The 26,912-nt window shown below is 53.5% G+C and carries 30 protein-coding genes; 14 read left to right on the top strand and 16 right to left on the bottom strand.

Annotated elements, in window-relative coordinates:
- Window positions 1–34: 34 nt before the first annotated feature.
- The 3 genes from LCD46_20260 to pepA form a co-directional block, all read right to left on the bottom strand.
- Window positions 35–2,890, bottom strand: coding sequence for a valine--tRNA ligase (locus tag LCD46_20260; GenBank protein ID UOY70335.1), 2,856 nt, complete (start codon window positions 2,888–2,890; stop codon window positions 35–37).
- Window positions 2,890–3,333: a DNA polymerase III subunit chi gene (gene holC / locus LCD46_20255; GenBank protein UOY70334.1), complete on the bottom strand. Its 444-nt coding sequence runs from the start codon at window positions 3,331–3,333 to the stop codon at window positions 2,890–2,892. The genes LCD46_20260 and holC overlap by 1 nt, the downstream gene beginning before the upstream one ends.
- Window positions 3,334–3,401: 68 nt before the next feature.
- A complete protein-coding gene (gene pepA, locus LCD46_20250) occupies window positions 3,402–4,913 on the bottom strand; it encodes a leucyl aminopeptidase (protein ID UOY70333.1) in 1,512 nt (503 codons plus the stop codon).
- A 267-nt stretch (window positions 4,914–5,180) separates the two neighbouring features.
- Here pepA and lptF point away from each other — a divergent pair, with 267 nt between their 5' ends.
- The 5 genes from lptF to mtgA all read left to right on the top strand — a co-directional run bounded on the left by lptF (window position 5,181) and on the right by mtgA (window position 11,440).
- Entirely contained in the window at window positions 5,181–6,281 is a 1,101-nt protein-coding gene (gene lptF / locus LCD46_20245) for an LPS export ABC transporter permease LptF (protein UOY70332.1), read from the top strand.
- Entirely contained in the window at window positions 6,281–7,363 is a 1,083-nt protein-coding gene (lptG, locus tag LCD46_20240) for an LPS export ABC transporter permease LptG (protein ID UOY70331.1), read from the top strand. The genes lptF and lptG overlap by 1 nt, the downstream gene beginning before the upstream one ends.
- A gap of 135 nt (window positions 7,364–7,498) precedes the next feature.
- Window positions 7,499–9,832: an aerobic respiration two-component sensor histidine kinase ArcB gene (arcB, locus tag LCD46_20235; GenBank protein UOY70330.1), complete on the top strand. Its 2,334-nt coding sequence runs from the start codon at window positions 7,499–7,501 to the stop codon at window positions 9,830–9,832.
- Window positions 9,833–10,064: 232 nt separating this feature from the next.
- Window positions 10,065–10,718 (top strand): isoprenoid biosynthesis glyoxalase ElbB, encoded by a 654-nt coding sequence (elbB, locus tag LCD46_20230; GenBank protein ID UOY73014.1) that lies wholly within the window; start codon window positions 10,065–10,067, stop codon window positions 10,716–10,718.
- Window positions 10,715–11,440: a monofunctional biosynthetic peptidoglycan transglycosylase gene (gene mtgA, locus LCD46_20225; protein ID UOY70329.1), complete on the top strand. Its 726-nt coding sequence runs from the start codon at window positions 10,715–10,717 to the stop codon at window positions 11,438–11,440. The genes elbB and mtgA overlap by 4 nt, the downstream gene beginning before the upstream one ends.
- Window positions 11,441–11,479: 39 nt before the next feature.
- Here mtgA and npr read toward each other — a convergent pair whose 3' ends face one another.
- The 11 genes from npr to LCD46_20170 form a co-directional block, all read right to left on the bottom strand.
- Window positions 11,480–11,752 carry a PTS phosphocarrier protein NPr gene (npr, locus tag LCD46_20220; GenBank protein ID UOY70328.1) on the bottom strand — a complete coding sequence of 91 codons (273 nt, stop codon included), beginning with the start codon at window positions 11,750–11,752 and terminating at the stop codon, window positions 11,480–11,482.
- A complete protein-coding gene (gene rapZ, locus LCD46_20215) occupies window positions 11,749–12,603 on the bottom strand; it encodes an RNase adapter RapZ (protein ID UOY70327.1) in 855 nt (284 codons plus the stop codon). Before rapZ ends, npr begins: the two co-directional genes overlap by 4 nt.
- A gap of 45 nt (window positions 12,604–12,648) precedes the next feature.
- Entirely contained in the window at window positions 12,649–13,140 is a 492-nt protein-coding gene (gene ptsN / locus LCD46_20210; GenBank protein ID UOY70326.1) for a PTS IIA-like nitrogen regulatory protein PtsN, read from the bottom strand.
- A gap of 82 nt (window positions 13,141–13,222) precedes the next feature.
- The gene (gene hpf / locus LCD46_20205; protein ID UOY70325.1) at window positions 13,223–13,510 is read right to left on the bottom strand and encodes a ribosome hibernation promoting factor; all 288 of its coding nucleotides are present in this window, start codon (window positions 13,508–13,510) and stop codon (window positions 13,223–13,225) included.
- Window positions 13,511–13,532: 22 nt separating this feature from the next.
- Complete coding sequence (rpoN, locus tag LCD46_20200) at window positions 13,533–14,966, bottom strand: RNA polymerase factor sigma-54 (GenBank protein UOY70324.1); 1,434 nt, start codon at window positions 14,964–14,966, stop codon at window positions 13,533–13,535.
- A 47-nt stretch (window positions 14,967–15,013) separates the two neighbouring features.
- Entirely contained in the window at window positions 15,014–15,739 is a 726-nt protein-coding gene (lptB, locus tag LCD46_20195; GenBank protein ID UOY70323.1) for an LPS export ABC transporter ATP-binding protein, read from the bottom strand.
- A gap of 6 nt (window positions 15,740–15,745) precedes the next feature.
- Window positions 15,746–16,300, bottom strand: a complete 555-nt coding sequence (lptA, locus tag LCD46_20190) for a lipopolysaccharide ABC transporter substrate-binding protein LptA (protein ID UOY70322.1) — start codon at window positions 16,298–16,300, stop codon at window positions 15,746–15,748.
- Window positions 16,269–16,844 carry an LPS export ABC transporter periplasmic protein LptC gene (gene lptC / locus LCD46_20185; GenBank protein UOY70321.1) on the bottom strand — a complete coding sequence of 192 codons (576 nt, stop codon included), beginning with the start codon at window positions 16,842–16,844 and terminating at the stop codon, window positions 16,269–16,271. The genes lptA and lptC overlap by 32 nt, the downstream gene beginning before the upstream one ends.
- Window positions 16,841–17,407: a 3-deoxy-manno-octulosonate-8-phosphatase KdsC gene (kdsC, locus tag LCD46_20180; protein UOY73013.1), complete on the bottom strand. Its 567-nt coding sequence runs from the start codon at window positions 17,405–17,407 to the stop codon at window positions 16,841–16,843. The genes lptC and kdsC overlap by 4 nt, the downstream gene beginning before the upstream one ends.
- A gap of 14 nt (window positions 17,408–17,421) precedes the next feature.
- Window positions 17,422–18,408: an arabinose-5-phosphate isomerase KdsD gene (gene kdsD, locus LCD46_20175; protein UOY70320.1), complete on the bottom strand. Its 987-nt coding sequence runs from the start codon at window positions 18,406–18,408 to the stop codon at window positions 17,422–17,424.
- Window positions 18,409–18,421: 13 nt separating this feature from the next.
- Window positions 18,422–19,399 carry a calcium/sodium antiporter gene (locus LCD46_20170; GenBank protein UOY70319.1) on the bottom strand — a complete coding sequence of 326 codons (978 nt, stop codon included), beginning with the start codon at window positions 19,397–19,399 and terminating at the stop codon, window positions 18,422–18,424.
- Between the two features lie 227 nt (window positions 19,400–19,626).
- Here LCD46_20170 and mlaF point away from each other — a divergent pair, with 227 nt between their 5' ends.
- The 7 genes from mlaF to murA all read left to right on the top strand — a co-directional run bounded on the left by mlaF (window position 19,627) and on the right by murA (window position 24,420).
- Window positions 19,627–20,439, top strand: coding sequence for a phospholipid ABC transporter ATP-binding protein MlaF (gene mlaF, locus LCD46_20165; GenBank protein UOY70318.1), 813 nt, complete (start codon window positions 19,627–19,629; stop codon window positions 20,437–20,439).
- A 7-nt stretch (window positions 20,440–20,446) separates the two neighbouring features.
- The gene (mlaE, locus tag LCD46_20160; GenBank protein UOY70317.1) at window positions 20,447–21,229 is read left to right on the top strand and encodes a lipid asymmetry maintenance ABC transporter permease subunit MlaE; all 783 of its coding nucleotides are present in this window, start codon (window positions 20,447–20,449) and stop codon (window positions 21,227–21,229) included.
- A gap of 4 nt (window positions 21,230–21,233) precedes the next feature.
- Window positions 21,234–21,782, top strand: a complete 549-nt coding sequence (gene mlaD, locus LCD46_20155) for an outer membrane lipid asymmetry maintenance protein MlaD (GenBank protein ID UOY70316.1) — start codon at window positions 21,234–21,236, stop codon at window positions 21,780–21,782.
- 18 nt (window positions 21,783–21,800) lie between these two features.
- Window positions 21,801–22,436: a phospholipid-binding protein MlaC gene (gene mlaC, locus LCD46_20150; protein ID UOY70315.1), complete on the top strand. Its 636-nt coding sequence runs from the start codon at window positions 21,801–21,803 to the stop codon at window positions 22,434–22,436.
- Window positions 22,436–22,729 carry a lipid asymmetry maintenance protein MlaB gene (gene mlaB, locus LCD46_20145; protein ID UOY70314.1) on the top strand — a complete coding sequence of 98 codons (294 nt, stop codon included), beginning with the start codon at window positions 22,436–22,438 and terminating at the stop codon, window positions 22,727–22,729. Before mlaC ends, mlaB begins: the two co-directional genes overlap by 1 nt.
- Before the next feature lie 126 nt (window positions 22,730–22,855).
- The gene (gene ibaG, locus LCD46_20140; protein ID UOY70313.1) at window positions 22,856–23,110 is read left to right on the top strand and encodes a BolA family iron metabolism protein IbaG; all 255 of its coding nucleotides are present in this window, start codon (window positions 22,856–22,858) and stop codon (window positions 23,108–23,110) included.
- A gap of 50 nt (window positions 23,111–23,160) precedes the next feature.
- Window positions 23,161–24,420 carry a UDP-N-acetylglucosamine 1-carboxyvinyltransferase gene (gene murA, locus LCD46_20135; GenBank protein UOY70312.1) on the top strand — a complete coding sequence of 420 codons (1,260 nt, stop codon included), beginning with the start codon at window positions 23,161–23,163 and terminating at the stop codon, window positions 24,418–24,420.
- A 61-nt stretch (window positions 24,421–24,481) separates the two neighbouring features.
- On the opposite strand, the gene sfsB is transcribed toward murA, so the two are convergent.
- Together sfsB and ispB are read right to left on the bottom strand one after the other, a co-directional pair.
- A complete protein-coding gene (gene sfsB, locus LCD46_20130; protein UOY70311.1) occupies window positions 24,482–24,769 on the bottom strand; it encodes a DNA-binding transcriptional regulator SfsB in 288 nt (95 codons plus the stop codon).
- Window positions 24,770–24,999: 230 nt separating this feature from the next.
- On the bottom strand, window positions 25,000–25,971 hold the full coding sequence (ispB, locus tag LCD46_20125; protein ID UOY70310.1) for an octaprenyl diphosphate synthase: 972 nt from the start codon (window positions 25,969–25,971) through the stop codon (window positions 25,000–25,002).
- A 257-nt stretch (window positions 25,972–26,228) separates the two neighbouring features.
- On the opposite strand from ispB, the gene rplU reads away from it, so the two are divergent.
- Both rplU and rpmA read left to right on the top strand, forming a co-directional pair.
- Window positions 26,229–26,540 (top strand): 50S ribosomal protein L21, encoded by a 312-nt coding sequence (rplU, locus tag LCD46_20120; GenBank protein UOY70309.1) that lies wholly within the window; start codon window positions 26,229–26,231, stop codon window positions 26,538–26,540.
- Between the two features lie 19 nt (window positions 26,541–26,559).
- Window positions 26,560–26,817, top strand: coding sequence for a 50S ribosomal protein L27 (rpmA, locus tag LCD46_20115; GenBank protein ID UOY70308.1), 258 nt, complete (start codon window positions 26,560–26,562; stop codon window positions 26,815–26,817).
- Window positions 26,818–26,912: the final 95 nt, after the last annotated feature.

Below are 26,912 nucleotides of genomic sequence, written 5' to 3'. Positions count from 1 at the left end.
CCCCTTACGCCCTGAAGCGTAAGGGGTAAAAGCATTACAGGGCGGCAATCACTGCCTGCTGCTCAATCAGTTTGGTCTTCGCATCGGCGAAAGCAACCAGACGCTCACGCTCTTTGGCGATGACCGCTTCCGGCGCGCGGGCCACAAAGCCTTCGTTCGCCAGCTTGCTTTCGATTTTGCCAATTTCCACGTCGACTTTTGCCACTTCTTTCGCCAGACGAGCCAGCTCGGCGTCTTTGTCGATCAGGCCCGCCATCGGGATCAGCAGCTCTGCGCCGTCGATGATTTTAGTCACGGATACCGGACCTTTATCATCTGCAGGCAGCACAGTGATGCTTTCCAGACGCGCCATGGTTTTCAGGAAGGTGTTGTTCTCGGTGACACGACGAACAGCAGCTTCACTGCAACCACGCAGCAGCAATTCCAGCGGTTTACCCGGAGCGATGTTCATTTCTGCACGAATGTTACGTACTGCAACGATCGCCTGTTTCAGCCATTCGGTATCTGCTGACGCAGCGTCATCAACCTTCGCCGCATCGAATTCCGGGAATGGTTGCAGCATGATGGTGTCTGCGTTGATGCCAGCAATCACTTTCACACGCTGCCAGATGGTTTCGGTGATGAATGGAATGACTGGATGCGCAAGACGCAGCAGACCTTCCAGCACGGTAATCAGCGTGTTGCGCGTGCCGCGCAGCTCCGCCTCAGAACCGCCGTTCATCACTGGCTTCGCCAGCTCCAGGTACCAGTCACAGAACTGGTTCCAGGTGAATTCGTACAGGATGCCTGCCGCGATATCGAAGCGGTAGCTGTCCAACGCTTCGCGGAATGCTTTCACCGTCTGGTTGAATTCCGCCAGGATCCAGCGATCCGCCAGAGACAGAGTCATCTCGCCGCCGTTAAAACCGCAATCCTGATCTTCGGTGTTCATCAGCACGAAGCGGCTGGCGTTCCACAGCTTGTTACAGAAGTTACGGTAACCTTCCAGACGCTTCATGTCCCAGTTGATGTCACGGCCAGTAGAAGCCAGTGCCGCCAGGGTGAAACGCAGGGCGTCAGTACCGTGAGGCTCGATCCCGTTCGGGAACTGTTTCTCGGTACGCTTGCGGATTTTCTCAGCCAGCTGCGGCTGCATCATATTACCGGTGCGTTTTTCCAGCAGCTCTTCCAGAGAGATACCGTCAACCATATCCAGCGGGTCAATCACGTTACCCTTGGATTTGGACATCTTCTGGCCTTCGTCGTCACGGATCAGACCGGTCATGTAAACGGTATGGAACGGAACCTGTGGTTTACCGTCTTCATCTTTGATGAAGTGCATGGTCATCATGATCATGCGGGCAATCCAGAAGAAGATGATGTCGAAACCGGAAACCATTACGCTGGTCGGGTGGAACTGACGCAGCGCGTCGGTGTTTTCTGGCCAGCCGAGGGTGGAGAAGGTCCACAGCGCGGAAGAGAACCAGGTATCCAGCACGTCTTCGTCCTGGCGCAGCGCAACGTCAGCGCTCAGGTTATTTTCCTGACGAACCTCGTCTTCCGTGCGGCCAACGTAGACATTGCCTTCGTTGTCGTACCATGCCGGGATGCGGTGACCCCACCACAGCTGACGGGAGATACACCAGTCCTGAATATCACGCATCCAGGAGAAGTACATGTTTTCGTACTGCTTCGGCACGAACTGGATGCTGCCGTTTTCAACCGCTTCAACAGCCGGTTTCGCCAGTACGTCAGCACGCACGTACCACTGGTCGGTCAGCATTGGCTCGATAACCACACCGCCGCGGTCGCCGTACGGCACGGTCAGATCGTGAGGTTTGATCTCTTCCAGCAGGCCGAGTGCGTCAACGGCAGCCACAATCGCCTTACGCGCGGCAAAACGTTCCATTTTCTGGAATTCTGCCGGGATAGCGTTTGAGTAAACGTCAGTTTCTTCGCCTTTGGTATCGTACACTTCTGCGCTTTCACGGATATCACCGTCGAAGGTCAGAATGTTGATCATTGGCAGGGCGTGACGACGACCGACTTCGTAGTCGTTAAAGTCGTGCGCCGGGGTGATTTTCACGCAGCCGGTACCTTTTTCCATGTCGGCGTGTTCGTCGCCCACGATCGGAATACGGCGGTTAACCAGCGGCAGCACCACGAATTTGCCGATCAGATCTTTATAACGTGGATCTTCCGGGTTAACAGCCACGCCGGTATCGCCCAGCAGGGTTTCCGGACGAGTCGTCGCGACCACCAGGTAATCTTTACCATCGGCGGTTTTTGCACCGTCAGCCAGCGGATAGCGGATATGCCACATGGAGCCTTTAGACTCGCGGTTTTCCACTTCCAGGTCAGAAATTGCGGTGCGCAGTTTCGGATCCCAGTTTACCAGGCGTTTGCCACGGTAAATCAGGTCTTCTTTATACAGACGGACGAAGACTTCTTTAACGGCGTTGGACAGGCCTTCATCCATGGTGAAGCGCTCACGCTCCCAGTCCACGGAGTTGCCAAGACGACGCATCTGACGGGTAATGGTGCCGCCAGATTCCGCTTTCCACTGCCAGATTTTGTCGATGAACGCGTCGCGACCGTAGTCGTGGCGAGTTTTACCTTCTTCCGCGGCAATTTTACGTTCAACCACCATCTGGGTCGCGATACCCGCGTGGTCAGTACCCGCTTGCCACAGGGTGTTTTTGCCCTGCATGCGCTGGTAGCGGATCATGGTGTCCATGATGGTCTGCTGGAAAGCATGACCCATATGCAAACTGCCGGTGACGTTCGGCGGCGGGATCATGATGCAGAAGGACTCTTTGCTTTCGTCGCCGTTAGGCTTGAAATAGCCCTGCTGTTCCCAGTGCTCGTAAAGCGGCTGTTCGATATCGCGTGGGTTATATGTCTTTTCCATTATTTCCAGGTTGCCGTATTCAGGTTAAAACCAGCCAGGCGGTACGCTTTATAGCGTTCGCGCGCCAGTTGTTTCAAAGATTCTTCGTAAGGGACAAAGTCTACCACTTCTGTGAAAGCGGTGGCAAAATCTGCAAAATCTATCCGCAGGCTAATCAGAATATCGCGCGCGCTGCTGTTGCGCTTTTGCGGCCAGGCAATTTCGACCGGCGCACCGCCGCGCGGACCTTCGCCAGACAGGTTATGCGGCACGAAACTCTCAGGCGGACGTGCCCACAACGCTTCATCAAGCCGTATAGCCTGCTGTTCATCTTCGCAGGCAATCAAAACGCGCTTGCCTGCTCGCCAACGTTCTGCGGCAATTTCACACACCAGCTGTTCGACGGCGCTGAGGCCATCCTGATGGGTGTCGTTGTCCAGAAGGTAGAACGTTGCATTCTTCATATATGGGGCTTCTTGTCATGGATTTAAATGCAAAGCCGGGTAAGCGTAGTGCCACCCGGCGTTTTACATCACTCGTCGCCGTTAAACCCAGCGCGATTCAGCAGGAACTGCGAGAGTAACGCGACCGGACGACCGGTTGCGCCTTTGGCTTTACCGGAACGCCATGCGGTGCCCGCGATATCCAGGTGTGCCCAGTTGTACTTGCGGGTGAAGCGTGCCAGGAAGCAACCTGCGGTGATAGCACCACCAGGACGGCCGCCGATGTTCGCCATATCCGCAAAGTTAGACTCCAACTGCTCCTGATACTCATCACCCAGCGGCAGACGCCATGCGCGGTCACCAGCTTGTTCCGAGGCACCAATCAGTTCGTGTGCCAGCGGGTTGTGGTTCGACATCAGGCCAGTAATGTGATGGCCCAGCGCGATCACGCAGGCACCGGTCAGAGTAGCCACGTCGATGACCGCTTCAGGTTCGAAACGCTCAACGTAGGTCAGCACGTCACACAGCACCAGACGGCCTTCGGCGTCAGTGTTCAGGACTTCAACCGTCTGGCCAGACATGGTGGTCAGGACGTCACCCGGACGATAAGCGCGACCGCCAGGCATGTTTTCGCAGCCTGCCAGTACGCCAGTGACATTAATCGGCAACTGAAGTTCTGCGACCATACGCATCACGCCGTATACGGCTGCTGCGCCGCACATGTCGTATTTCATCTCGTCCATGCCTTCGGCAGGTTTGATCGAGATACCGCCGGAGTCGAAAGTCAGGCCCTTGCCGACGAGCACGATTGGACGTGCATCTTCGGACGGGTTGCCCTTGTATTCGATGACTGACATCAGGGATTCGTTCTGAGAGCCGTTACCGACGGCCAGATATGAGTGCATCCCCAGCTCTTTCATCTGCTGTTCGCCGATAACGCGGGTGATGACATTCTTGCTGTAGGTATCAGCCAACTGGCGCGCCTGGGATGCCAGATACGCGGCGTTACAGATATTAGGCGGCATGTTACCGAGATCTTTCGCCGCCTTAATGCCAGCCGCAATCGCCAGACCGTGCTGAATAGCGCGTTCGCCGCTGGTCAGTTCGCGACGGGTTGGCACGTTGAAGACCATTTTACGCAGCGGGCGACGCGGCTCGCTTTTATTGGTCTTCAGCTGATCGAAGCTGTACAGGCTCTCTTTTGCTGTTTCGACAGCCTGGCGAACTTTCCAGTAGGTATTACGGCCTTTGACGTGCAGTTCTGTCAGGAAGCAGACAGCTTCCATTGAACCGGTATCATTCAGCGTATTGATCGTTTTCTGAATCACCTGCTTATACTGGCGTTCATCCAGCTCGCGCTCTTTACCACAGCCAATCAGCAGAATGCGCTCGGACAGTACGTTCGGAACATGGTGCAGTAACAGCGTCTGCCCAGGTTTACCTTCCAGTTCGCCACGGCGCAGCAGGGCGCTAATGTAGCCGTCACTGATTTTATCGAGTTGTTCGGCGATCGGGGAGAGTCGGCGTGGTTCAAAGACGCCCACAACGATGCAGGCACTCCGCTGTTTCTCCGGGCTACCGCTTTTTACACTGAACTCCATGCACTACGCTCCTGAATCTTAAAGACAACGGCGGCAGCTACAGATAGAATTGAAAGCTTTCGTAACTCATGTCCGCTGTTGTGGTGACTTCGTGTTAATCTTACGTTATTACGGTTTCGACACGTCAGAAAAAAGTCCTGAAGCGTGAATCCGCCGGGTGTTTTAATCTTAGCGATGATTTCGACGACTCAAGAGAATAAATGACGTTTAAGCCATGAAACAAGCGATTTTCCAGCAAAGAGACGGGTTTTTACGGGCGTATTTAAAGTGATAATCATAAGATATCTGGTGCGGGAGACGCTCAAAAGCCAACTGGCGATCCTCTTCATCCTGCTGCTGATTTTTTTCTGTCAGAAGTTGGTTAAGATCCTCGGTGCGGCCGTTGACGGCGAAATTCCAACGAATCTGGTGCTTTCCCTGCTTGGTTTAGGGATCCCGGAAATGGCGCAGCTTATCCTGCCGCTAAGTCTTTTCCTTGGTCTGCTCATGACGCTTGGTAAGCTCTACACCGAGAGTGAAATCACGGTGATGCATGCCTGTGGTCTGAGCAAAGCCGTGCTGGTGAAGGCCGCGATGATACTGGCGCTGTTCACCGGTATCGTTGCGGCGGTGAATGTAATGTGGGCAGGTCCCATGTCCTCCCGTCATCAGGACGAAGTGCTGGCCGAAGCGAAAGCGAACCCCGGCATGGCGGCATTAGCCCAGGGGCAGTTCCAGCAGGCGACTGACGGTAACTCTGTGCTGTTTATTGAGAGCGTAGACGGCAGTAAATTCAACGACGTATTTCTGGCGCAGCTGCGTACGAAAGGTAACGCACGTCCGTCGGTGGTCGTCGCCGACTCTGGCCAGCTTGCTCAGCGCAAAGATGGTTCGCAAATTGTGACGTTGAATACAGGTACCCGTTTTGAAGGTACCGCGATGCTGCGTGACTTCCGTATCACGGACTTCCAGAACTACCAGGCCATTATTGGTCATCAGGCTGTGGCGCTCGACCCATCGGATACCGAGCAAATGGACATGCGTACGCTGTGGAATACCGATACCGACAGAGCGCGCGCTGAGTTCCACTGGCGAATTACTCTCGTCTTTACGGTGTTTATGATGGCATTGATTGTGGTTCCGCTGAGCGTGGTCAACCCTCGCCAGGGACGTGTGCTCTCCATGCTGCCGGCGATGTTGCTGTACCTGATCTACTTCCTGCTGCAAACCTCGATTCGCTCAAACGGTGCTAAGGGTAAGCTGGATCCCATGGTCTGGACATGGGTCGTCAACAGCTTGTACATCTTACTGGCGCTGGGATTAAACCTGTGGGATACGGTGCCAGTGCGCCGCATACGTGCCCGATTCTCGCGTAAAGGAGCCATCTAATGCAGGCGTTTGGCGTTCTTGATCGCTATATCGGTAAAACCATTTTTACTACCATCATGATGACGTTGTTCATGCTGGTGTCGCTCTCCGGCATTATCAAATTTGTCGATCAGCTGAAAAAAGCCGGGCAGGGGAGCTATGACGCGATGGGCGCGGGGATGTACACCCTGCTCAGCGTGCCGAAAGATGTGCAAATCTTCTTCCCGATGGCAGCACTGTTAGGTGCGCTGCTGGGGCTGGGGATGCTGGCCCAGCGCAGCGAGCTGGTCGTCATGCAGGCATCGGGCTTCACCCGTATGCAGGTTGCGCTGTCGGTAATGAAAACCGCGATCCCTCTGGTGCTGCTGACCATGGCGATTGGCGAGTGGGTGGCACCGCAAGGTGAACAAACGGCGCGTAACTACCGTGCTCAGGCGATGTACGGCGGCTCTCTGCTTTCCACTCAGCAAGGTCTGTGGGCTAAAGACGGAAAAAGCTTCGTCTACATTGAACGCGTAAAAGGCAACGATGAGTTAGGCGGCGTGAGTATCTACACCTTCAACGACCAGCGTCGTTTGCTGTCTGTCAAACACGCCTCATCGGCGAAGTTTGATCCCGAACATAAGCAGTGGCGTTTGTCACAGGTAGATGAGTCTGACCTGACAGACCCGAAACAGATCACCGGTTCTCAGACGGTTTCCGGCACGTGGAAGACGAACCTAACGCCGGATAAGCTCGGTGTTGTGGCTCTGGATCCAGATGCGCTCTCTATCAGCGGTTTACACAACTATGTGAAATACCTGAAGTCGAGCGGCCAGGATGCCGGACGTTATCAGCTCAACATGTGGAGCAAGATCTTCCAGCCAATGTCCGTGGCGGTGATGATGCTGATGGCGCTGTCGTTTATCTTCGGCCCCCTGCGTAGTGTGCCGATGGGTGTACGTGTGGTAACCGGTATCAGCTTTGGCTTTGTATTCTACGTGCTCGACCAGATCTTCGGCCCGCTGACGCTGGTTTACGGCATCCCACCGATTATTGGTGCGTTGCTGCCAAGCGCCAGTTTCCTCCTGATCAGCCTCTGGCTGCTTCTGAAACGCTCCTGATTGACCTCTCCTCGCTTCCGGTTAACCGGGAGCGAGGCTAATCTCCTGTTTCACCCCGCACTTTTTCTCACAACCTTCAACGCCCCGCCGCGAATTTGAGTATTATTGAGCGATAAAGTCGTGAAGGGATCCTCTATGAAGCAAATTCGAATGCTTGCCCAGTACTACGTCGACCTGATGATGAAGCTCGGGCTGGTGCGTTTCTCCATGCTGCTTGCGCTGGCACTGGTCGTTCTGGCCATCGTTGTGCAGATGGCCGTCACCATGGTTTTGCATGGTCAGGTTGAGAGTATCGACGTTATCCGCTCCATCTTCTTTGGCTTGCTCATTACCCCCTGGGCGGTCTACTTCCTCTCCGTGGTGGTTGAACAGCTGGAAGAATCCCGTCAGCGCTTGTCAAAACTGGTCGATAAACTGGAAGAGATGCGCGAGCGCGACCTGAAGCTCAATGTTCAGCTCAAAGATAACATTGCGCAGCTGAACCAGGAGATTTCAGATCGTGAGAAGGCGGAAGCCGAACGTCAGGCCACACTGGAGCAGCTTAAAATCGAAATGAAAGAGCGTGAGGTGACGCAGATCCAGCTTGAGCAGCAATCCTCTTTCCTGCGTTCGTTCCTCGATGCTTCACCGGATCTGGTTTTCTACCGTAACGAAGACAAAGAGTTCTCCGGCTGTAACCGGGCGATGGAGCTGCTGACCGGGAAAAGTGAAAAGCAGCTGATTCACCTGAAACCTCAGGATGTCTATTCTGAGGAGGCGGCGGCCAAGGTCATGGAGACAGATGAAAAAGTCTTCCGCCACAACGTCTCGCTGACCTATGAACAGTGGCTGGATTACCCGGACGGGCGCAAAGCCTGCTTTGAGATCCGTAAAGTGCCTTACTACGACCGTGTCGGGAAACGTCATGGCCTGATGGGCTTTGGTCGCGATATTACCGAGCGTAAGCGCTATCAGGATGCCCTGGAGCGTGCCAGCCGCGATAAGACCACCTTTATCTCCACCATCAGCCACGAACTGCGTACGCCGCTTAATGGCATTGTCGGTCTGAGCCGTATTTTGCTGGATACCGATCTGACCGCGGAGCAGGAAAAATACCTCAAAACGATCCATGTCTCGGCGGTCACGCTGGGGAATATCTTCAATGATATTATCGACATGGATAAGATGGAGCGCCGTAAAGTCCAGCTGGATAACCAGCCGGTTGATTTCACCAGCTTTATGGCCGATCTGGAAAACTTGTCCGGTCTGCAGGCACAGCAGAAGGGGCTGAGTTTTGTGATGGAACCCTCCCTGCCACTGCCGCATAAAGTGGTTACGGATGGTACCCGCCTGCGCCAGATCCTGTGGAACCTTATCAGTAACGCCGTGAAATTTACCCAGAAGGGGCAGGTTGCGGTGCGCATCCGCTATGACGAAGGTGACATGCTGCACTTCGAGGTGGAAGACTCCGGGATTGGTATTCCGCAGGAGGAGCAGGACAAAATTTTCGCGATGTACTACCAGGTGAAAGACAGCAACGGCGGGAAACCTGCCACCGGTACAGGCATTGGCCTGGCGGTATCTAAACGGCTTGCGAAGAGTATGGGCGGGGACATTACGGTAACCAGCCAGGCGGGCAAAGGCTCGACCTTCACGCTGACGGTACATGCGCCAGCGGTGGCTGAAGAGGTTGAGGATACCTTTGAAAACGATGATATGCCGCTGCCCGCGCTGCACGTCCTGTTGGTGGAAGACATCGAGCTGAACGTGATTGTGGCACGCTCGGTGCTGGAAAAACTGGGTAACAGTGTGGACGTGGCAATGACCGGTAAAGCCGCGCTGGAGATGTTTAAACCGGGTGAATATGACCTCGTCTTGCTGGATATTCAACTGCCGGATATGACCGGGCTGGATATCTCGCGTGAACTGACGAGCAAGTATGCCGCTGACGATCTGCCGCCGCTGGTCGCGCTGACGGCGAACGTGCTGAAAGACAAAAAAGAGTACCTCGATGCCGGTATGGATGATGTGCTTAGCAAACCGCTGGCGGTGCCTGCCCTGACCGCCATGATCAAGAAGTTCTGGGATACCCGTGATGAAGAGGAGAGCACCATGACGTCTGTTGATAGCGCAAAAGCCCAAACGATACTCGATACCGCGATGCTGGAGCAGTATATCGATCTGGTTGGTCCAAAACTGATTACCGACGGTCTGGCCGTGTTCGAAAAGATGATGCCTGGCTATCTGAGTGTGCTGGAATCAAACCTGACGGCACGAGACCAGAAAGGCATTGTGGAAGAAGGGCATAAAATCAAAGGTGCGGCCGGCTCGGTTGGCCTGCGTCACCTGCAACAGCTGGGACAACAGATTCAGTCGCCTGATTTACCTGCATGGGAAGATAACGTGGGTGATTGGGTCGAAGAGATGAAACAAGAGTGGCAAAACGATGTTGCGGTACTTAAAGCCTGGGTCGACGCCAGAAAAAAATGACCCCGGCTTAACCGGGGTGCGCGAATACTGCGCCAACACCAGGGAAATCTTGGCTGCGCCTGTTTTTTCAAGTTATTTTCGAATGGGCGCCGCCTGAAAAATTTAGGCCGCACGCAGATAAGATAGCAAATCTTAAATGGTTTGTTACATGAATCAGTGAAATGTGTGAAGCATAGCGTTTTAATCAAAATTATTAATGTGCTTCAGCGAGTTGCAAAGAAGGAACCTGATGATGAAAAAGATTGGTGTCGTGCTGAGCGGATGCGGTGTTTACGACGGTTCAGAGATTCATGAAGCCGTCATCACATTGTTGGCGCTTTCCCGAAACGGAGCTGATGTTGTCTGCTTCGCGCCGGATAAAAGCCAGACTGATGTAATTAATCATTTGACCGGCGAGCCGATGGCGGAAACTCGTAACGTGCTGATTGAAGCGGCACGCATTGTTCGCGGCGATATTCACCCTCTTAATCAGGCTAATGCTTCAGAGCTTGATGGGTTAATTGTGCCAGGCGGGTTTGGCGCAGCGAAAAACCTGAGCAGCTTTGCTTCCCAGGGGGCAGAGTGCCATGTTGATCCGGATTTAAAAGCGCTGTCACGTGCGATGCACGCTGCGGGTAAACCGCAGGGTTTTATCTGTATTGCCCCGGCGATGCTGCCGAAAATTTTTGATTTCCCACTGCGCCTGACCATTGGGACCGACATCGACACTGCTGAAATTGTTGAGGATATGGGCGGCGAACATGTGCCGTGTCCTGTCGATGACATCGTGGTGGACGAAGACAATAAAATTATTACCACACCTGCATACATGCTGGCGCAGAATATTGCTGAAGCAGCCACGGGCATTGAAAAGCTGGTGGACAGAGTGCTGGTGCTTGCTGAATGAGTCGTAAGTTCAGTCCCGGTGCAAGGTTAAAGCGTATCCTGCTGAGAGCTCTGCTCGTACTGGCGGTCTTCTGGGGCGGCGGGATTGCTTTATTCAGCATCGTACCGGTCCCTTTCTCTGCTGTGATGGTTGAGCGCCAGATTGGCGCATGGCTTTCTGGGGATTTCCGCTATGTTGCCCATTCCGACTGGGTAAGCATGGACGAGATTTCACCGTTCATGGGGCTGGCAGTCATCGCGGCAGAGGATCAGAAATTCCCGGAGCACTGGGGGTTCGACGTGGCGGCCATTGAGAAGGCGCTTGCTCATAACGAACGCCACGAAAATCGCGTGCGCGGTGCGTCGACGTTGTCGCAGCAGACGGCCAAAAATCTGTTTTTATGGGAGGGTCGAAGCTGGGTGCGAAAAGGGCTGGAAGCGGGGTTGACCCTGGGGATGGAAACGGTCTGGAGTAAAAGACGCATTCTGACCGTCTATCTCAATATCGCTGAGTTTGGCGACGGCGTATTTGGTGTGGAAGCCGCTGCGCAGCGTTATTTCAATAAGCCTGCAAGCCGTCTAAGTATGTCAGAAGCTGCGCTATTGGCCGCTGTTTTACCTAATCCCATCCGTTTTAAAGCCAGTGCCCCATCAGGCTACGTGCGAAGCCGACAGGCGTGGATTATGCGCCAGATGAATCAACTGGGCGGGGAGGGTTTTATGCAGCGTAATAATCTCATGTAGGGCGGGTAAGCACAGCGCCACCCGCCGAAGGGACGAACGTTAGTCTTCGTCAAAACCGGCGTTAAACAGCGCAATCACCGCCGCCAGCGCTTCCTCTTCCTGGGGGCCGGTGGCTTCTACTTCAATCTGGCGTCCTTTGGCTGAGTCCAGCATCAGCAGTGCGATCACGCTGTTCGCTTCCGCTTCTGTGCCTTCATCATTACGCAGCAGAACTTCTGCATCGAACCCCTGCATCAGCTCAAACAGCTTCATCGCCGGGCGTGCGTGCATGCCCAGCTTATTGGTGATCTCAACAGTTTGTTTTACGGTCATGTTTTACGTTTTTCCAGCGTGCGATGACGGGACTGAACGTTCTTTCCGCGTGAACGGAAATAATCGGCCAGCTGTTCGGCGATGTAGACCGAACGATGTTTACCGCCGGTACAGCCAATCGCCACTGTCAGGTAGCTACGATTGTTTGTTTCCAGCATAGGTAACCATAGCTCAAGGTAGCTTCGCGTCTGGTAGATAAAATTGTGAACTTCTGTGTGTCGGTCGAGGAAGGCCGCGACGGGTTTATCCAGACCTGTCATTGGACGCAGTTTCGGATCCCAGTGCGGGTTCGGCAGGAAACGCACGTCGAAAACATAATCCGCATCAATGGGGATACCGTGCTTAAAGCCGAAGGACTCGAACACCATCGTCAGTTCACGCTCGCGCTTGCCCAACAAACGGGTACGCAGCATTTCCGCCAGCTCATGAACGGACATCTCAGAGGTGTCGACGATCAGGTCAGCACGAGAACGAAGCGGCTCCAGCAGATCGCTCTCTTCGTCGATAGCGCTCTCCAGAGAGAGGTTCTTACTGGAAAGCGGATGCAGACGGCGGGTATCGCTGTAGCGGCGGATCAGGGTATTACGATCTGCATCCAGGAACAGCAACTGAGGTGAGAATTCCTCAGGCAGGTTACTCATCGCCTGCTCAAAAATTTCTGGCGATTCAGGCATATTACGAACGTCGATACTGACGGCGGCAGAGGTTTGTCTTTCCGCAAGCGTCCGAGCCAGATCGGGTAACAACACGACCGGCAGGTTATCTACGCAGTAAAAACCCATGTCTTCCAGCGCGCGCAGAGCAACGGATTTCCCCGACCCTGAACGGCCACTGACAATCATCAGTACCATGTTCCGTTTCTCCTCAGGACAACAGATGTGAAAGCCATCTCCTGGTTATGCATCATCCTGATTGCCTTCTGCTTCAGTGATAATTTGATAGAGCTCTTCATCACTTTGGGCTGAGCGCAGTCGACGGCAAATGGTTTTATCAGCCAGGCGTTTTGCGACCAGAGAAAGCGTATGCAGGTGGGTTTTCGTCTGGTCAGCAGGCACCAGCAGCGCGAAGAGGAGATCGACGGGCTGGTTATCAATGGCATCGAAGGCGATAGGGGTTTCCAGTTGCACAAACACACCGACGGCACGCAAGGTGTCTTCTTCCAGTTTGCCATGCGGGATCGCGATGCCATTGCCGATGCCGGTACTGCCCATCTTTTCACGGGTCAGGATAGCTTCGAACACTACCTGCGGTGGCAGGCCCAGCTGTTTTGCGGCCAGTTCACTGATGATCTCCAGCGCACGCTTTTTGCTCTGGCAGTGAACTGCACTGCGGGTACATTCCTGGTTAAGGACATTGCTCAGTTGAAGAGCGGAATCGTTGTTCATCATAATTTCACCTAAGCGCTAACTGTACAAATGGCCCGTTGTGTTTCACAACAGGCCGTCCTGCACCCGTTAACTGCCCGGACAATTAGTGTTGTTTCAGTTTATCTTTATGTTTATTAAGCTGTCGCGCAAGCTTATCAATCAAGCCGTCGATAGCCGCATACATGTCTTGCCCTTCCGCACTGGCATGGAGTTCACCCCCGTTGACGTGCAGGGTTGCATCCGAGATATGAGTCACTTTCTCCACTTTCAACACAATATAGACCTGATTGATCCTTTCGAAATACTGCTCGAGTTTGGCAAACTTCGCGTTCACGAAGTCGCGTAAAGCCTCAGTAATTTCGACGTTTTGTCCAGTGATGTTGAGCTGCATAGTGTCTTCCTTATCGGTTGTGTCAAACCAGCTGCTTACGCTGGTTGGACGGCGGAATGGATAAAGACTCTCGATACTTCGCAACAGTACGACGTGCCACCATAATACCCTGGTCGGACAGCATGGTGGTTAACTTACTGTCACTCAGTGGCTTCGCGGGGTTCTCCGCGGCGATCAACTTCTTCACCAGTGCGCGAATTGCCGTTGACGACGCTTCACCGCCGCCCTCGGTATTCACATGACTGGAGAAGAAATACTTAAGCTCAAAAATACCGCGTGGACTGTGCAGATACTTCTGCGTGGTGACGCGGGAAATGGTTGATTCATGCATCTCGACGGCCTGGGCAATATCTGCCAGTACCATCGGTTTCATATACTCTTCGCCCTGCTCAAAGAAAGCCTGCTGCTGTTCGACAATACAGCGGCTGACGCGGAGCAGCGTATCATTTCGGCTCTCCAGACTTTTGATCAACCATCGCGCTTCCTGCAGATTGCTACGAATATATTGGTTGTCAGAGTCGTTTCGTGCGCTGGTGCACATGGAGGCATACTGCTGGTTGATTTGCAGGCGAGGGATGCTGTCAGAGTTCAGTTCAACGACCCAGCGGCCATTGTGTTTTCTGACCAGCACATCCGGGATCACGTACTCAGGTTCGCTGGTCTGGATCGACTGTCCGGGGCGTGGATCGAGCGACTGGATCAGATTCACCGCTTCTTTCAGCACCTCTTCTTTCAGGCGCGTGACGCGCATCAGGGTGCGGAAATCGTGGTTAGCCAACAGATCCAGATGATCGCTAATGATAACGCGTGCCTCATCAATCCATGGCGTCTCTTTGCTGAACTGAGAAAGCTGGATCAGCAGGCAGTCGCGTAGATCTTTTGCCGCCACACCGACCGGATCGAAACGCTGGATACGCTTCAGAACCGCTTCAATCTCTTCGAGTTCAATCTCTTCGTCGCCCATGCTTTCCAGAATATCGTCCAGCGTGAGGGTCAAATAGCCCGTGTCGTCAACGGCATCGACAATTGACGTGGCAATCGCGCGGTCGGTATCGGAGAAGGGGGTCAGTTCCACCTGCCACATCAGATAATCCTGTAGCGACTGGGTGGTTTCACCCTGATAGACCGGTAGCTCATCATCCTGGTAGTCTGCACGCGTACCGGAAGGGGTTCCGGCGGTGTAGATTTCATCCCAGCTGGCATCCAGCGGAAGCTCGTCCGGCATCTCTTTTTGTTCGAGTGCATCAGCGGTATCGAGCGCTTCTGTATCCTGCGACTGCTGGGTATCTACCTCGTCATGAAGATCGGTTTGTTCCAGCAGCGGATTGCTGTCCAGCGCCTGCTGGAGCTCCTGCTGGAGTTCTAACGTGGACAGTTGCAACAGGCGAATTGCCTGCTGTAGCTGCGGCGTCATCGCCAGTTGTTGGCTGAGCCTTAATTGCAAACCTTGCTTCATGTTCAGAGCATTTTTCTCCGGTTCGGCGTTACGTTACCTCTACCCTATCAGAGTCTGAAGTCTTCCCCAAGATAGACGCGCTTAACATGATCATCTTCGAGGATCTGCTGCGGCGTACCGTGGGCGATCAGATTGCCCTGGCTCACAATATAGGCGCGTTCACACACGGCCAGCGTTTCACGCACGTTGTGGTCAGTGATCAGTACACCAAGCCCGCTGTCGCGCAGGTGTTCAATGATACGTTTAATGTCGATAACGGAGATTGGGTCAACGCCCGCAAACGGTTCATCCAGAAGGATAAATTTCGGGTTTGCGGCCAGCGCACGCGCGATTTCAACGCGGCGACGTTCACCCCCGGAGAGCGCCTGACCGAGGCTGTCACGCAGGTGCTCAATGTGGAACTCTTCCATCAGCTCGTTGGCACGATCCTGTCGCTGTTCGCTGGTCAGGTCGTTACGAATTTGTAGAACCGCCATCAGGTTATCGTAAACGCTAAGACGACGGAAAATAGAGGCTTCCTGCGGCAGATAGCCGATTCCGCGACGCGCGCGAGCGTGCAACGGCAGAAGACTGATGTCTTCATCGTCAATAACAATGTTGCCGGCATCGCGCGGCACAATGCCAACGACCATGTAGAAGGTTGTGGTTTTACCCGCACCGTTAGGGCCAAGCAGGCCTACAATTTCGCCGGAGTTGACGGTCAGACTGACATCTTCTACGACACGGCGGCCCTTATAGGCCTTCGCGAGATTTTTTGCAGTTAATGTTGCCATAACGAATTAGTTACTCTTCTTCTGTGCCGGGGCCTGGCCTTTACCTTTGTCCTGCAGCTGCGACGGAACCAGCACGGTGGTTACGCGTTTGCCTTTCTCGCTGGAGGCCTGCATTTTTTGCTCTTTCACCAGATAGGTGATCTGGTCGCCGGTAATATTGCTGTCCAGCTGTTCCAGATAGGCATTACCCGTCAGGATGACCAGATCCTTCGCCAGCTCATAGTGCATGTGCGTGGCGTGGCCCTTCACCGGCTTGCCGTTGTCCTGCATCTGGTAGAAGGTTGCCGGGTTGCCGTAGCCATCAATAATCTCTTTGCCCTGCTCACCACCCGGACGGGTAACGACCACTTTGTCGGCGTTGATTTTGATGGTGCCCTGGGTCATGACGACATTACCTGTAAAGGTGACGACGTTACCCTGCATATCAAGAGACTGCGTGTCTGACTCGATATGGATCGGCTGGTCGGTATCGCCCGTTACAGCAAGCGCGGGGAGACTGGTCGCCAGCATCGCACTGGCGATAATTACTTTAAGGCTGAGTTTGTTTGTTTTGAATTTCATAGGAGGTTCTAACCTTTTCAATCAGCTCGGCGTTTTTGCTGCGTAAGTTCCCGCGCATTCTTAAACCGCTGGAATTAAATGTTGTGCCATACAGTGTGACCAGATCCTGCGACGTCACATCCTGGGTCACCAGGTTGATCTGGGCATTATCCGTCGTAATTTTTCGCAGTTGCGAGTCAGGCGTCAGAGCGTTGACTTCAACGTGGCCATATAGATAAAGCATACGGTCATTTGTCAGTTTTGCCCGGTCTGACTTGATTGACCACGTCGGGACTTTGTCCTTATCAAACGTCGTCATGACAGGTTGGGTAAACCACGAAATACCGTCATCTGAAAAATATTCAACATGCTGGGCAATCAGGCGATAGTTCAGTGCCCCTTCCGGGCTGTAGACCACTGTGTCGCTGTGATCGCTTTTATAGGTTGGATCGTTATTGTTGATCACTTCCGTTTGCGTATCGTCGCGATCGGCAATATTCACGCCAATCAATACCAGTGCGACAAGCGAAAGCAGAATGATAACCCAACGTCTGGTTTTACTCATATTGATTGCCCTTTGGCCTCATCAAGCTTGCCTTGCGCCAGCAGAAGCAGATCGCAGACTTCACGTACGGCACCGCGGCCGCCATTGATGTGGGTAACGTAGTCAGCGCGTGGGAGCAACAGCGGATGCGCATCGGCAACAGCGATACTCAGGCCGACCTCAGCCATTACTGGCCAGTCAATCAGGTCATCCCCGACATAAGCCACGTTTTCCGGTGCGATTGCCAGTTTACCCACTAAATCATTGAATGCCGCCATCTTATCGGATTGTCCCTGATACAGATGGGTAATGCCCAGCGTTTCACAGCGATCTTCTACCAGTTTAGCTTTTCGCCCGGTGATGATCGCTACCTCGATACCCGAGGTGAGGGCACAGCGGATACCGTAACCGTCGCGAACGTTAAACGCTTTCAGCTCTTCACCATTATTGCCCATGTAAATCAGGCCATCGGAGAGGACCCCATCCACATCCAGGATGAGCAGGCGAATCTTTTCTGCCTTCGCCATCATATGGGTACTGACCGGACCATAACAGGTTGCAAGGGATGCACCCGCATTACTCATTGTCTTATCCTTCATTACACTACGCCTGCGCGCAGCAGATCATGCATATGTACCACACCCAGCAACTGGTCGCCATCGGCAACCATAACGGAGGTGATATGACGGGACTGCATCAGGTTCAGCACATCCACTGCCAGCGTACCCGGGCGAACGCGGATGCCGCCAGGTGTCATCACATCGGCAATGCCAAGCGTTCGGACATCTACACCCATATCAAACACGCGACGCAGGTCCCCATCGGTGAAGATCCCCTGAATTTTCATCAGATCATCGCACACGACCGTCATACCCAGATTCTTGCGGGTGATTTCCAGCAGCGCATCGCGCAGGGAGGCCGCTTTACTGACGTGAGGGATTTCATCCCCGGTGTGCATAATATCGTTGACCCGCAGAAGCAGCTTGCGCCCAAGCGCACCGCCGGGATGAGAAAGTGCGAAATCTTCAGGGGTAAAACCGCGGGCTTCCAGCAGCGCTACGGCAAGCGCATCACCCATGACCAGTGCAGCGGTGGTGCTGGAGGTCGGAGCCAGGCCCAGAGGGCAGGCTTCTTTGGGAACCTTAACGCACAGGTGAATATCGGCCGCCCGCGCCATGCTACTTTCCGGGCGACTGGTCATGCAAATGAGGGGGACCTGCAGTCGCTTCAGTACCGGGATCAGCGCCAGGATCTCATTGGATTCACCGGAATTTGACAGTGCGATGACGATATCTTGCGGTGTGACCATCCCCAGGTCGCCGTGTGCGGCTTCCCCCGGGTGTACAAAGAAAGAAGAGGTTCCGGTGCTGGCAAACGTCGCGGCCATTTTGCGGCCAATATGACCGGACTTGCCCATCCCCATTACCACGACTTTACCGGCACAGTAGAATATCTTCTCACATGCCAGACTAAAATCCTGATTAATGTACTGATCTAACTGCGCCAGACCTTCACGTTCAATCTCCAGAACGTCTTTGCCTGCTTTCTGAAAGTCAAAACCCGGCTGCAATTCTATTTGCGACATAATGCGTTTCCGTTTACCCAGAGAGAAGAGGCGAGAGCCAGTACAGCATCGCCATCCATACGATAAATCCACCCGTCAACAGCGCGCCTGCGCCTTTGCCGATCTGGCGTTGCCGCCGCCAGCAGAGCAGGGCAAATATCACGCTGACCAGCAACATCACACCGTAATCGCGTGAAAACGCCAGGGGGTTAAAAGGCCCGGGCGTTATCAGGGCCGGCAGGCCCATCACAATCGCGATATTAAAAATGTTGGAACCGATGATATTGCCAATGGCAATGTCATCTTCACCTTTACGTGCTCCCGCAATGGCCGTGGCCAGCTCCGGCAGGCTGGTGCCGATGGCAATGACCGTCAGGCCAATGGTCAGTTCACTGATGGCAAAATAGTTCGCCAGTACTGTCGCGTTGTCGACGACCATGCGCGTTGCCATTGGCATGATGATCAGCGCGACGCCAAGCCAAAGTAGTGCTACAGGCAGCGTGCCCTCCCGCGGGAGTTCGGCAACCTGCTCCCGAGTCAGGCTATCCTGACCCAGCTTTTCAGCCTGGCGGGCGATTTTAACACTATACAGCAGCCAAATGACGGCCAGCGCCAGCAAGAAAATGCCGTCGCTGTAGCTCAGTACGCCATCATAAAATACGCACCCTGCCAGCAGGCTTACGATTAACATTAGCGGCAATTCACGGCGCAGAACATCGGAATGTACGCGAAATGGGTGGAGCAGTGCCGCCAGGCCTAAAATCAGTAATATATTGACGATGTTCGAGCCAATCGCGGTGCCAATAGCCAGGTCTACCTGACCATGCAGCGATGCTGAAACAGAGACGATGATTTCAGGAAGCGACGTTCCAACACTGACAACGGTCATCCCGATGACAACAGGCGGTACGCCAGTCAGACGACACAGGATAGATGCAGCAAACACTAAACGGTCAGCACTGTAGACCACCAAAAGTAAACCAATTATTAACAGTGCTGTTGCTAAAAGCATCAAAAGTCCTTTCTTCAGGTATACTCGTCGGTCCATCGCGCGGGAATGGCTGGACTGCATACTGTCTGAGGCGTAACGAATTCCTAATTTTGACTTTATGCGCCGGAAAAGTAAAACAAATGCCAGCTTTCGCTAACCTCAACGGCTATTATTCTGTAAAAATGCTGAGTTTGGGGCTGATTCAGGCTGCATGCCTTAATGTGAGCAGGGTAAGAAAGGAACAATAAATGAGCCAAACGATGGCGAATTTAGTCGATGTTCGCGGTGTGAGTTTTTCTCGCGCCAACCGATTGATATTTGATGATATTTCGTTGACCGTACCGCGTGGCAAGATCACTGCCATCATGGGGCCGTCCGGGATCGGTAAAACGACCCTGCTGCGCCTCATTGGTGGGCAGATCCCACCTGATAGCGGTGAAATCCTCTTTGATGGCGAAAACATCCCGGAGATGTCGCGCTCGCGCCTGTATACTGTCCGTAAACGCATGAGCATGCTCTTTCAGTCGGGGGCTCTGTTCACCGACATGAACGTCTTTGATAACGTGGCCTATCCGCTGCGCGAGCATACCAGCCTGCCGCCTGAACTGCTGAAAAGCACGGTGATGATGAAGCTTGAAGCCGTCGGTCTGCGAGGGGCTGCAAAACTGATGCCTTCGGAACTGTCCGGTGGGATGGCGCGACGCGCTGCACTGGCGCGAGCCATTGCACTAGAACCTGATTTAATCATGTTCGACGAACCGTTTGTCGGACAGGATCCTATCACGATGGGTGTGCTGGTGAAGCTCATCTCTGAGCTGAACAGCGCGCTCGGCGTTACCTGTATCGTGGTTTCTCACGATGTACCGGAAGTATTGAGCATTGCCGATTACGCCTATATCGTGGCGGACAAAAAGATCGTCGCACACGGTAGCGCCCAGGCGCTGCAGGAAAATTGCGATCCGCGCGTGCGGCAGTTCCTTGACGGTATTGCAGATGGCCCTGTGCCGTTCCGCTACCCGGCGGGCGACTATCGTGACGATTTACTGGGAATAGGGAGTTAAGCCACTCATGCTGTTAAATGCGTTGGCCGCTCTCGGACACCGTGGCATAAAAACCATCAGGACGTTCGGGCGCGCCGGATTGATGTTATTCAACGCGCTGGTCGGCAAGCCGGAATTCCGCAAGCACGCACCGTTGCTGGTGCGTCAGCTCTATAATGTCGGCGTGCTGTCGATGCTCATCATCATTGTTTCCGGGCTGTTTATCGGTATGGTGCTTGGGCTTCAGGGCTACCTTGTTCTGACAACCTACAGTGCAGAAACCAGCCTCGGGATGCTGGTGGCGCTCTCACTGCTGCGTGAACTGGGGCCTGTTGTGGCGGCACTGTTGTTCGCCGGGCGCGCGGGGTCGGCATTAACGGCTGAAATTGGCCTGATGCGTGCGACCGAGCAGCTTTCCAGCATGGAGATGATGGCGGTTGATCCGCTGCGTCGCGTGATCTCGCCGCGTTTCTGGGCTGGGGTGATTTCGTTACCGTTACTGACTATTCTGTTTGTCGCCGTGGGTATCTGGGGCGGCTCGCTGGTTGGCGTCCACTGGAAAGGCATTGATGCCGGTTTCTTCTGGTCTGCCATGCAGGACGCCATTGATCTGCGAATGGATCTGGTCAACTGTCTGATTAAAAGCGTGGTCTTTGCTATTACGGTCACCTGGATTGCATTGTTCAATGGTTACGATGCCATCCCGACGTCGGCGGGCATTAGCCGTGCAACAACGCGTACAGTCGTACATTCGTCGCTGGCCGTACTGGGTCTGGATTTTGTGCTCACCGCACTGATGTTTGGGAATTGAGTTCATGCAAACGAGAAAAAATGAAATTTGGGTCGGCGTGTTCCTGTTACTGGCACTGCTGGCGGCGCTGTTTATCTGCCTGCGAGCGGCGGATATCACATCTGTCCGCACCGAGCCGACATATCGTATTTATGCCACCTTCGATAATATCGGCGGGCTGAAGGCGCGTTCACCGGTACGTATTGGTGGCGTGGTGATCGGCCGTGTGTCGGACATTACGCTTGATGAGAAAACCTATCTCCCACGCGTCGCGATGGATATCGAAGAGCGTTATAACCATATTCCGGACACCAGTTCTCTTTCGATCCGGACTTCCGGCCTGCTGGGTGAACAATATCTGGCGCTTAACGTCGGTTTTGAAGACCCAGAGCTCGGAACGACTATCCTTAAAGACGGCAGTGTTATCCAGGATACGAAGTCCGCAATGGTGCTGGAGGATATGATTGGTCAGTTCCTTTACAACAGTAAAGGGGATGAGAAAAAATCCGATGCTGCCCCTGCGCAGACTGAAGATCACACCAACGTCGCACCGACATCTGGCACGACGAATTAATTTCAGGAGAAGTCATTCATGTTTAAACGACTGTTAATGGTTGCCATGCTGGTCATTGCCCCTCTCACCGCAGCCCACGCTGCGGATCAGAGTAACCCGTACAAACAGATGGACGAAGCGGCCAAGAAGACTTTCGACCGTCTTAAAAACGAGCAACCTAAAATTCGTGCTAATCCTGATTATCTGCGTGATGTTGTCGATCAGGAACTGCTGCCGTATGTGCAGATCAAATATGCAGGTGCGCTGGTGCTGGGACGTTATTACAAAGATGCGACCCCCGCGCAGCGTGATGCTTACTTTGCCGCGTTCCGTGAATACCTGAAACAGGCTTATGGCCAGGCGCTGGCGATGTACCATGGTCAGACCTATCAGATTGCGCCTGAGCAGCCGCTGGGCGATGCGACCATCGTACCTATCCGCGTGACCATCAACGATCCTAACGGCCGTCCGCCGGTTCGTCTGGATTTCCAGTGGCGTAAAAACAGCCAGACGGGGCACTGGCAGGCGTATGACATGATTGCCGAAGGGGTAAGCATGATCACCACCAAACAGAACGAGTGGAGCGACCTGCTGCGTACCAAAGGTATTGATGGCCTTACCGCGCAGCTGCAGTCTATTTCTCGTCAGAAAATTACACTGGATGAGAAGAAGTAATGTCTCAGCAACTCAGCTGGTCGCGTGAAGGCGAGACATTAAAGCTGTCCGGTGAACTTGATCAGGATCTGCTGAACCCATTGTGGGACAAACGTCATGAAGCGATGCAGGGTGTGACGCTCATCGACTTAACCGAGGTCACACGGGTTGATACAGCAGGTATTGCGCTGCTCGCCCATCTGGTTGCCGTGGGGAAAAAGCAGGGGCAAAGCGTCAAGCTTCACGGCGCGAGTGATAATGTCGTTACCCTCGCGCAGCTCTACAATCTCCCTCACGACGTGCTGCCTCGTTAGTATTTTCAGTGCGTTACTTCTGAAAGCCCTGACAGTTTCATCGTCGGGGCTTTTTGCTTGTTTAAGACGACGTCACTTTGCTCTAAGATGTTGGGCTTGTTTTCACTATCAGATGATTAAGAGCCCATGGAAAATCATGAAATCCAGACAGTGCTGATGAATGCACTCTCCCTTCAGGAAGCCCACGTCACTGGCGATGGCAGTCACTTCCAGGTTATTGCTGTGGGTGAGATGTTCGACGGTATGAGCCGTGTGAAGAAGCAGCAGGCTGTGTACGCGCCGCTGATGGAATATATTGCGGATAACCGCATCCACGCCCTGTCGATTAAAGCGTTCACCCCGCAAGAGTGGGCACGCGATCGCAAACTAAACGGTTTTTGAGCTGAGGGCGACAGGCCCGCAGCACGGTTGAATTTATAAGAGAACACACAATGGATAAATTTCGTGTACAGGGGCCAACGCGTCTCCAGGGCGAAGTCACAATTTCTGGCGCGAAAAACGCCGCTCTGCCAATCCTCTTTGCTGCGCTGCTCGCGGAAGAGCCGGTAGAAATTCAGAACGTACCAAAGCTGAAAGATATCGACACCACCATGAAGCTGCTCACCCAGTTGGGAACCAAAGTTGAGCGTAATGGTTCCGTCTGGATCGATGCCAGCAATGTGAACAACTTCTCTGCGCCGTACGATCTGGTGAAAACCATGCGTGCGTCCATCTGGGCGCTTGGCCCGCTGGTGGCGCGTTTTGGACAGGGGCAGGTTTCACTGCCGGGCGGCTGTGCAATCGGCGCACGCCCGGTTGACCTGCATATCTTTGGTCTGGAGAAACTGGGCGCAGAGATCAAACTGGAAGAAGGTTACGTTAAAGCGTCCGTGAATGGTCGCCTGAAAGGCGCGCACATTGTCATGGACAAAGTGAGCGTAGGCGCAACGGTCACCATTATGTCTGCGGCAACGCTGGCAGAAGGGACCACCATTATTGAAAATGCCGCGCGCGAACCGGAAATTGTGGATACCGCAAACTTCCTCGTCGCGCTGGGTGCGAAGATCTCCGGTCAGGGTACCGACCGTATCACCATCGAAGGCGTTGAGCGTCTGGGTGGCGGTGTCTATCGCGTTCTGCCGGACCGTATCGAAACCGGTACCTTCCTGGTCGCTGCGGCGATCTCTGGCGGTAAGATTGTTTGTCGTAACGCTCAGCCGGATACGCTGGATGCGGTGCTGGCGAAGCTGCGCGATGCGGGTGCTGATATTGAGATCGGTGAAGACTGGATCAGCCTCGACATGCATGGTCAGCGTCCAAAAGCGGTGAATGTGCGTACTGCACCACATCCGGCGTTCCCGACGGACATGCAGGCTCAGTTCACGTTGCTAAACCTGGTGGCTGAAGGTACTGGCTTCATCACTGAAACCATTTTCGAGAACCGCTTTATGCACGTACCGGAGCTGATCCGTATGGGTGCACGTGCTGAGATCGAAAGTAATACCGTGATTTGCCATGGCGTTGAGAAGCTGTCCGGTGCTCAGGTGATGGCAACCGATTTGCGTGCGTCCGCAAGCCTGGTGCTGGCGGGGTGTATCGCGGAAGGTACGACGGTTGTGGATCGTATTTACCACATCGATCGTGGCTATGAGCGTATCGAAGATAAACTGCGCGCGCTGGGTGCCAATATCGAGCGTGTGAAGGGCGAGTAATCGTTCCGGCAGCCCCCTGCCAGCAATGACCGGGGGGTTGCTGTTCCTGTCAAAAATCGCATTATTCCTGCGGTTTTTTCTTTGCTTTTTTCTGGCGAATCATGCGCGATCTGTCGATAAATTCATGGGTAATGGGATCGTGGTAACGCGAGGGCCAGATCACCCACGGATGCGTATCCAGCGCCGTTGCGATAATTAATTCTCCCTTTGGCCAGGGACGAGTCAGGGCGTTTGCCAGGGTAGAAGAACTCAGGCCATTGCGGCGAGATTCAGCTGCCAGTGAAGTGCCTTTTTTGCGCAGTGCCGCAATGATATCTGCCGTGTGCCAGTCGATAAATTTCGTATCCATAACGCTGTCCTTAAGTTCGGATTTACTCACGCCGTTTCTTCTGAAACGACAGGCTTACTATACCCATTTCAAACTCTTGTTCTAAAAAGTTCGCGTTACTGGAAGGGATATTCAGAATAAGGCATGGCTTTATTCATGCGGCCTTTAAACCGATGAATTTACATGGACACGGAATTTACAGGTGTGTGCTGGAATCTCCCCGCGATGGCCGCAGGGAGATGCAGGAGGGATTAACGGTCTCGCTGAACGGCGATGTGGGCCAGCGCAATCAGTGCATCGCGCCATGGGCTGTCGGGAATGACCTGAAGAGCTTCGATGGCTTTGTCGGCTTCTTCTTCCGCACGTTGGCGTGTCCATTCCAGCGATCCGCAGATTGCCATGGTTTCCAGCACAGGTTCCAGCAGATGACGGCCATTTCCCTGCTCAATCGCTTCACGGATCATTTTTGCCTGTTCGGCTGAACCGTTACGCATAGCATGAAGCAGTGGCAGGGTGGGTTTGCCTTCGTTCAGGTCATCACCCACGTTTTTGCCGAGCGTTTCGCCGTCAGCACTGTAGTCCAGCAAATCATCAATTAACTGGAATGCGGTCCCCAGATAACGACCGTAATCCTGCAGGCCTTTTTCCTGTGCTTCGGTACAGTCCGCCAGAATACCGGAGCACTGGGCAGCTGCTTCAAACAGGCGCGCGGTTTTGCTGTAAATCACGCGCATGTAGTTTTCTTCGGTGATGTCAGGGTCGTTGACGTTCATCAGCTGCAGCACTTCGCCTTCAGCGATCACGTTAACGGCCTCAGACATCACTTCCAGTACTTTCAGAGAGCCCAGGCTGGTCATCATCTGGAAGGCGCGGGTATAGATAAAATCCCCCACCAGAACGCTGGCTGCGTTTCCGAATGCAGCGTTTGCCGTGGCTTTACCACGACGCATATCCGATTCATCCACAACGTCGTCATGCAGAAGCGTCGCCGTGTGAATAAATTCGATAAGTGCTGCGATAGTCACGTGGGCATTTCCCTGATAGCCAACGGCTCTGGCAGCCAGAATAGCAATCATCGGGCGAATGCGTTTACCGCCGCCGCTGACGATGTAATAGCCCAACTGATTGATCAGTTGAACATCAGAGTTGAGTTGCTCCAGGATTGCTGCATTCACACCCGCCATATCTTGCGCGGTTAACTCGTTGATTTTTTCTAAATTCATCGCAAAAGCCGGGCTTTTTATCCTGTTGATCCCATCTTCAATGGGGTAACGAAGGGTTTCGGTTTATCAATAGTAGTGCTGATTGTACTGAAAAAACGGCTCAGATAAACGTTACCGTACGTGTTGTGTTTTTTTTCTTCATGTATTGACGGTAGCACTTGTCAAAGGCTCGCGTTTTGCGTAATATTCGCGCCCTATTGTGAATATTTATAGCGCACTCTGATTCATACGAGGACGTGCGCGGAAGCGGAGTTTATATGTACGCGGTTTTCCAAAGTGGTGGTAAACAACACCGAGTAAGCGAAGGTCAGACCGTTCGCCTGGAAAAGCTGGACATCGCAACTGGCGAATCTGTTGAATTCGCTGAAGTTCTGATGATCGCAAACGGTGAAGAAGTCAAAATCGGCGTTCCTTTCGTTGATGGCGGCGTTATCAAAGCTGAAGTTGTTGCACACGGTCGTGGCGAGAAAGTTAAAATCGTTAAGTTTCGTCGTCGTAAGCACTACCGTAAGCAGCAGGGCCACCGTCAGTGGTTCACTGATGTGAAAATTACTGGCATCAGCGCCTAAGACCTGAGGAGAGATTTAAATGGCACATAAAAAGGCTGGCGGCTCCACACGTAACGGTCGCGATTCAGAAGCTAAACGCCTGGGCGTTAAGCGTTTCGGTGGCGAATCCGTTCTGGCGGGTAGCATCATCGTTCGTCAACGTGGTACCAAATTCCACGCTGGCAACAACGTAGGTTGCGGTCGTGACCACACTCTGTTTGCTAAAGCAGACGGTAAAGTGAAATTTGAAGTTAAAGGCCCGAACAACCGTAAATACATCAGCATCGTTGCTGAGTAAGGTTTTCTCGGTCCGGTAACGGATTAAAGCCCCGCACCCTGTTGCGGGGCTTTTTACATTGGAAACCCGGTAATTTTTTCTGTAGGGAAAACGGG

Origin of the sequence: Enterobacter ludwigii, assembly GCA_023023105.1 — a bacterium.
GTDB lineage: Bacteria > Pseudomonadota > Gammaproteobacteria > Enterobacterales > Enterobacteriaceae > Enterobacter > Enterobacter adelaidei.
This window is presented reverse-complemented; position numbering and strand designations above follow the sequence as displayed.

Bases quoted from the DNA above. Each gene is read 5' to 3' on its own strand.
- LCD46_20260 (UOY70335.1), bottom strand. From the start codon at position 2,890: ATGGAAAAGACATATAACCCACGCGATATCGAACAGCCGCTTTACGAG.
- holC (UOY70334.1), bottom strand. From the start codon at position 3,333: ATGAAGAATGCAACGTTCTACCTTCTGGACAACGACACCCATCAGGAT.
- pepA (UOY70333.1), bottom strand. From the start codon at position 4,913: ATGGAGTTCAGTGTAAAAAGCGGTAGCCCGGAGAAACAGCGGAGTGCC.
- lptG (UOY70331.1), top strand. From the start codon at position 6,281: ATGCAGGCGTTTGGCGTTCTTGATCGCTATATCGGTAAAACCATTTTT.
- arcB (UOY70330.1), top strand. From the start codon at position 7,499: ATGAAGCAAATTCGAATGCTTGCCCAGTACTACGTCGACCTGATGATG.
- elbB (UOY73014.1), top strand. From the start codon at position 10,065: ATGAAAAAGATTGGTGTCGTGCTGAGCGGATGCGGTGTTTACGACGGT.
- mtgA (UOY70329.1), top strand. From the start codon at position 10,715: ATGAGTCGTAAGTTCAGTCCCGGTGCAAGGTTAAAGCGTATCCTGCTG.
- npr (UOY70328.1), bottom strand. From the start codon at position 11,752: ATGACCGTAAAACAAACTGTTGAGATCACCAATAAGCTGGGCATGCAC.
- rapZ (UOY70327.1), bottom strand. From the start codon at position 12,603: ATGGTACTGATGATTGTCAGTGGCCGTTCAGGGTCGGGGAAATCCGTT.
- ptsN (UOY70326.1), bottom strand. From the start codon at position 13,140: ATGATGAACAACGATTCCGCTCTTCAACTGAGCAATGTCCTTAACCAG.
- hpf (UOY70325.1), bottom strand. From the start codon at position 13,510: ATGCAGCTCAACATCACTGGACAAAACGTCGAAATTACTGAGGCTTTA.
- rpoN (UOY70324.1), bottom strand. From the start codon at position 14,966: ATGAAGCAAGGTTTGCAATTAAGGCTCAGCCAACAACTGGCGATGACG.
- lptB (UOY70323.1), bottom strand. From the start codon at position 15,739: ATGGCAACATTAACTGCAAAAAATCTCGCGAAGGCCTATAAGGGCCGC.
- lptA (UOY70322.1), bottom strand. From the start codon at position 16,300: ATGAAATTCAAAACAAACAAACTCAGCCTTAAAGTAATTATCGCCAGT.
- lptC (UOY70321.1), bottom strand. From the start codon at position 16,844: ATGAGTAAAACCAGACGTTGGGTTATCATTCTGCTTTCGCTTGTCGCA.
- kdsC (UOY73013.1), bottom strand. From the start codon at position 17,407: ATGAGTAATGCGGGTGCATCCCTTGCAACCTGTTATGGTCCGGTCAGT.
- kdsD (UOY70320.1), bottom strand. From the start codon at position 18,408: ATGTCGCAAATAGAATTGCAGCCGGGTTTTGACTTTCAGAAAGCAGGC.
- LCD46_20170 (UOY70319.1), bottom strand. From the start codon at position 19,399: ATGCTTTTAGCAACAGCACTGTTAATAATTGGTTTACTTTTGGTGGTC.
- mlaF (UOY70318.1), top strand. From the start codon at position 19,627: ATGAGCCAAACGATGGCGAATTTAGTCGATGTTCGCGGTGTGAGTTTT.
- mlaE (UOY70317.1), top strand. From the start codon at position 20,447: ATGCTGTTAAATGCGTTGGCCGCTCTCGGACACCGTGGCATAAAAACC.
- mlaD (UOY70316.1), top strand. From the start codon at position 21,234: ATGCAAACGAGAAAAAATGAAATTTGGGTCGGCGTGTTCCTGTTACTG.
- mlaC (UOY70315.1), top strand. From the start codon at position 21,801: ATGTTTAAACGACTGTTAATGGTTGCCATGCTGGTCATTGCCCCTCTC.
- mlaB (UOY70314.1), top strand. From the start codon at position 22,436: ATGTCTCAGCAACTCAGCTGGTCGCGTGAAGGCGAGACATTAAAGCTG.
- ibaG (UOY70313.1), top strand. From the start codon at position 22,856: ATGGAAAATCATGAAATCCAGACAGTGCTGATGAATGCACTCTCCCTT.
- murA (UOY70312.1), top strand. From the start codon at position 23,161: ATGGATAAATTTCGTGTACAGGGGCCAACGCGTCTCCAGGGCGAAGTC.
- sfsB (UOY70311.1), bottom strand. From the start codon at position 24,769: ATGGATACGAAATTTATCGACTGGCACACGGCAGATATCATTGCGGCA.
- ispB (UOY70310.1), bottom strand. From the start codon at position 25,971: ATGAATTTAGAAAAAATCAACGAGTTAACCGCGCAAGATATGGCGGGT.
- rplU (UOY70309.1), top strand. From the start codon at position 26,229: ATGTACGCGGTTTTCCAAAGTGGTGGTAAACAACACCGAGTAAGCGAA.
- rpmA (UOY70308.1), top strand. From the start codon at position 26,560: ATGGCACATAAAAAGGCTGGCGGCTCCACACGTAACGGTCGCGATTCA.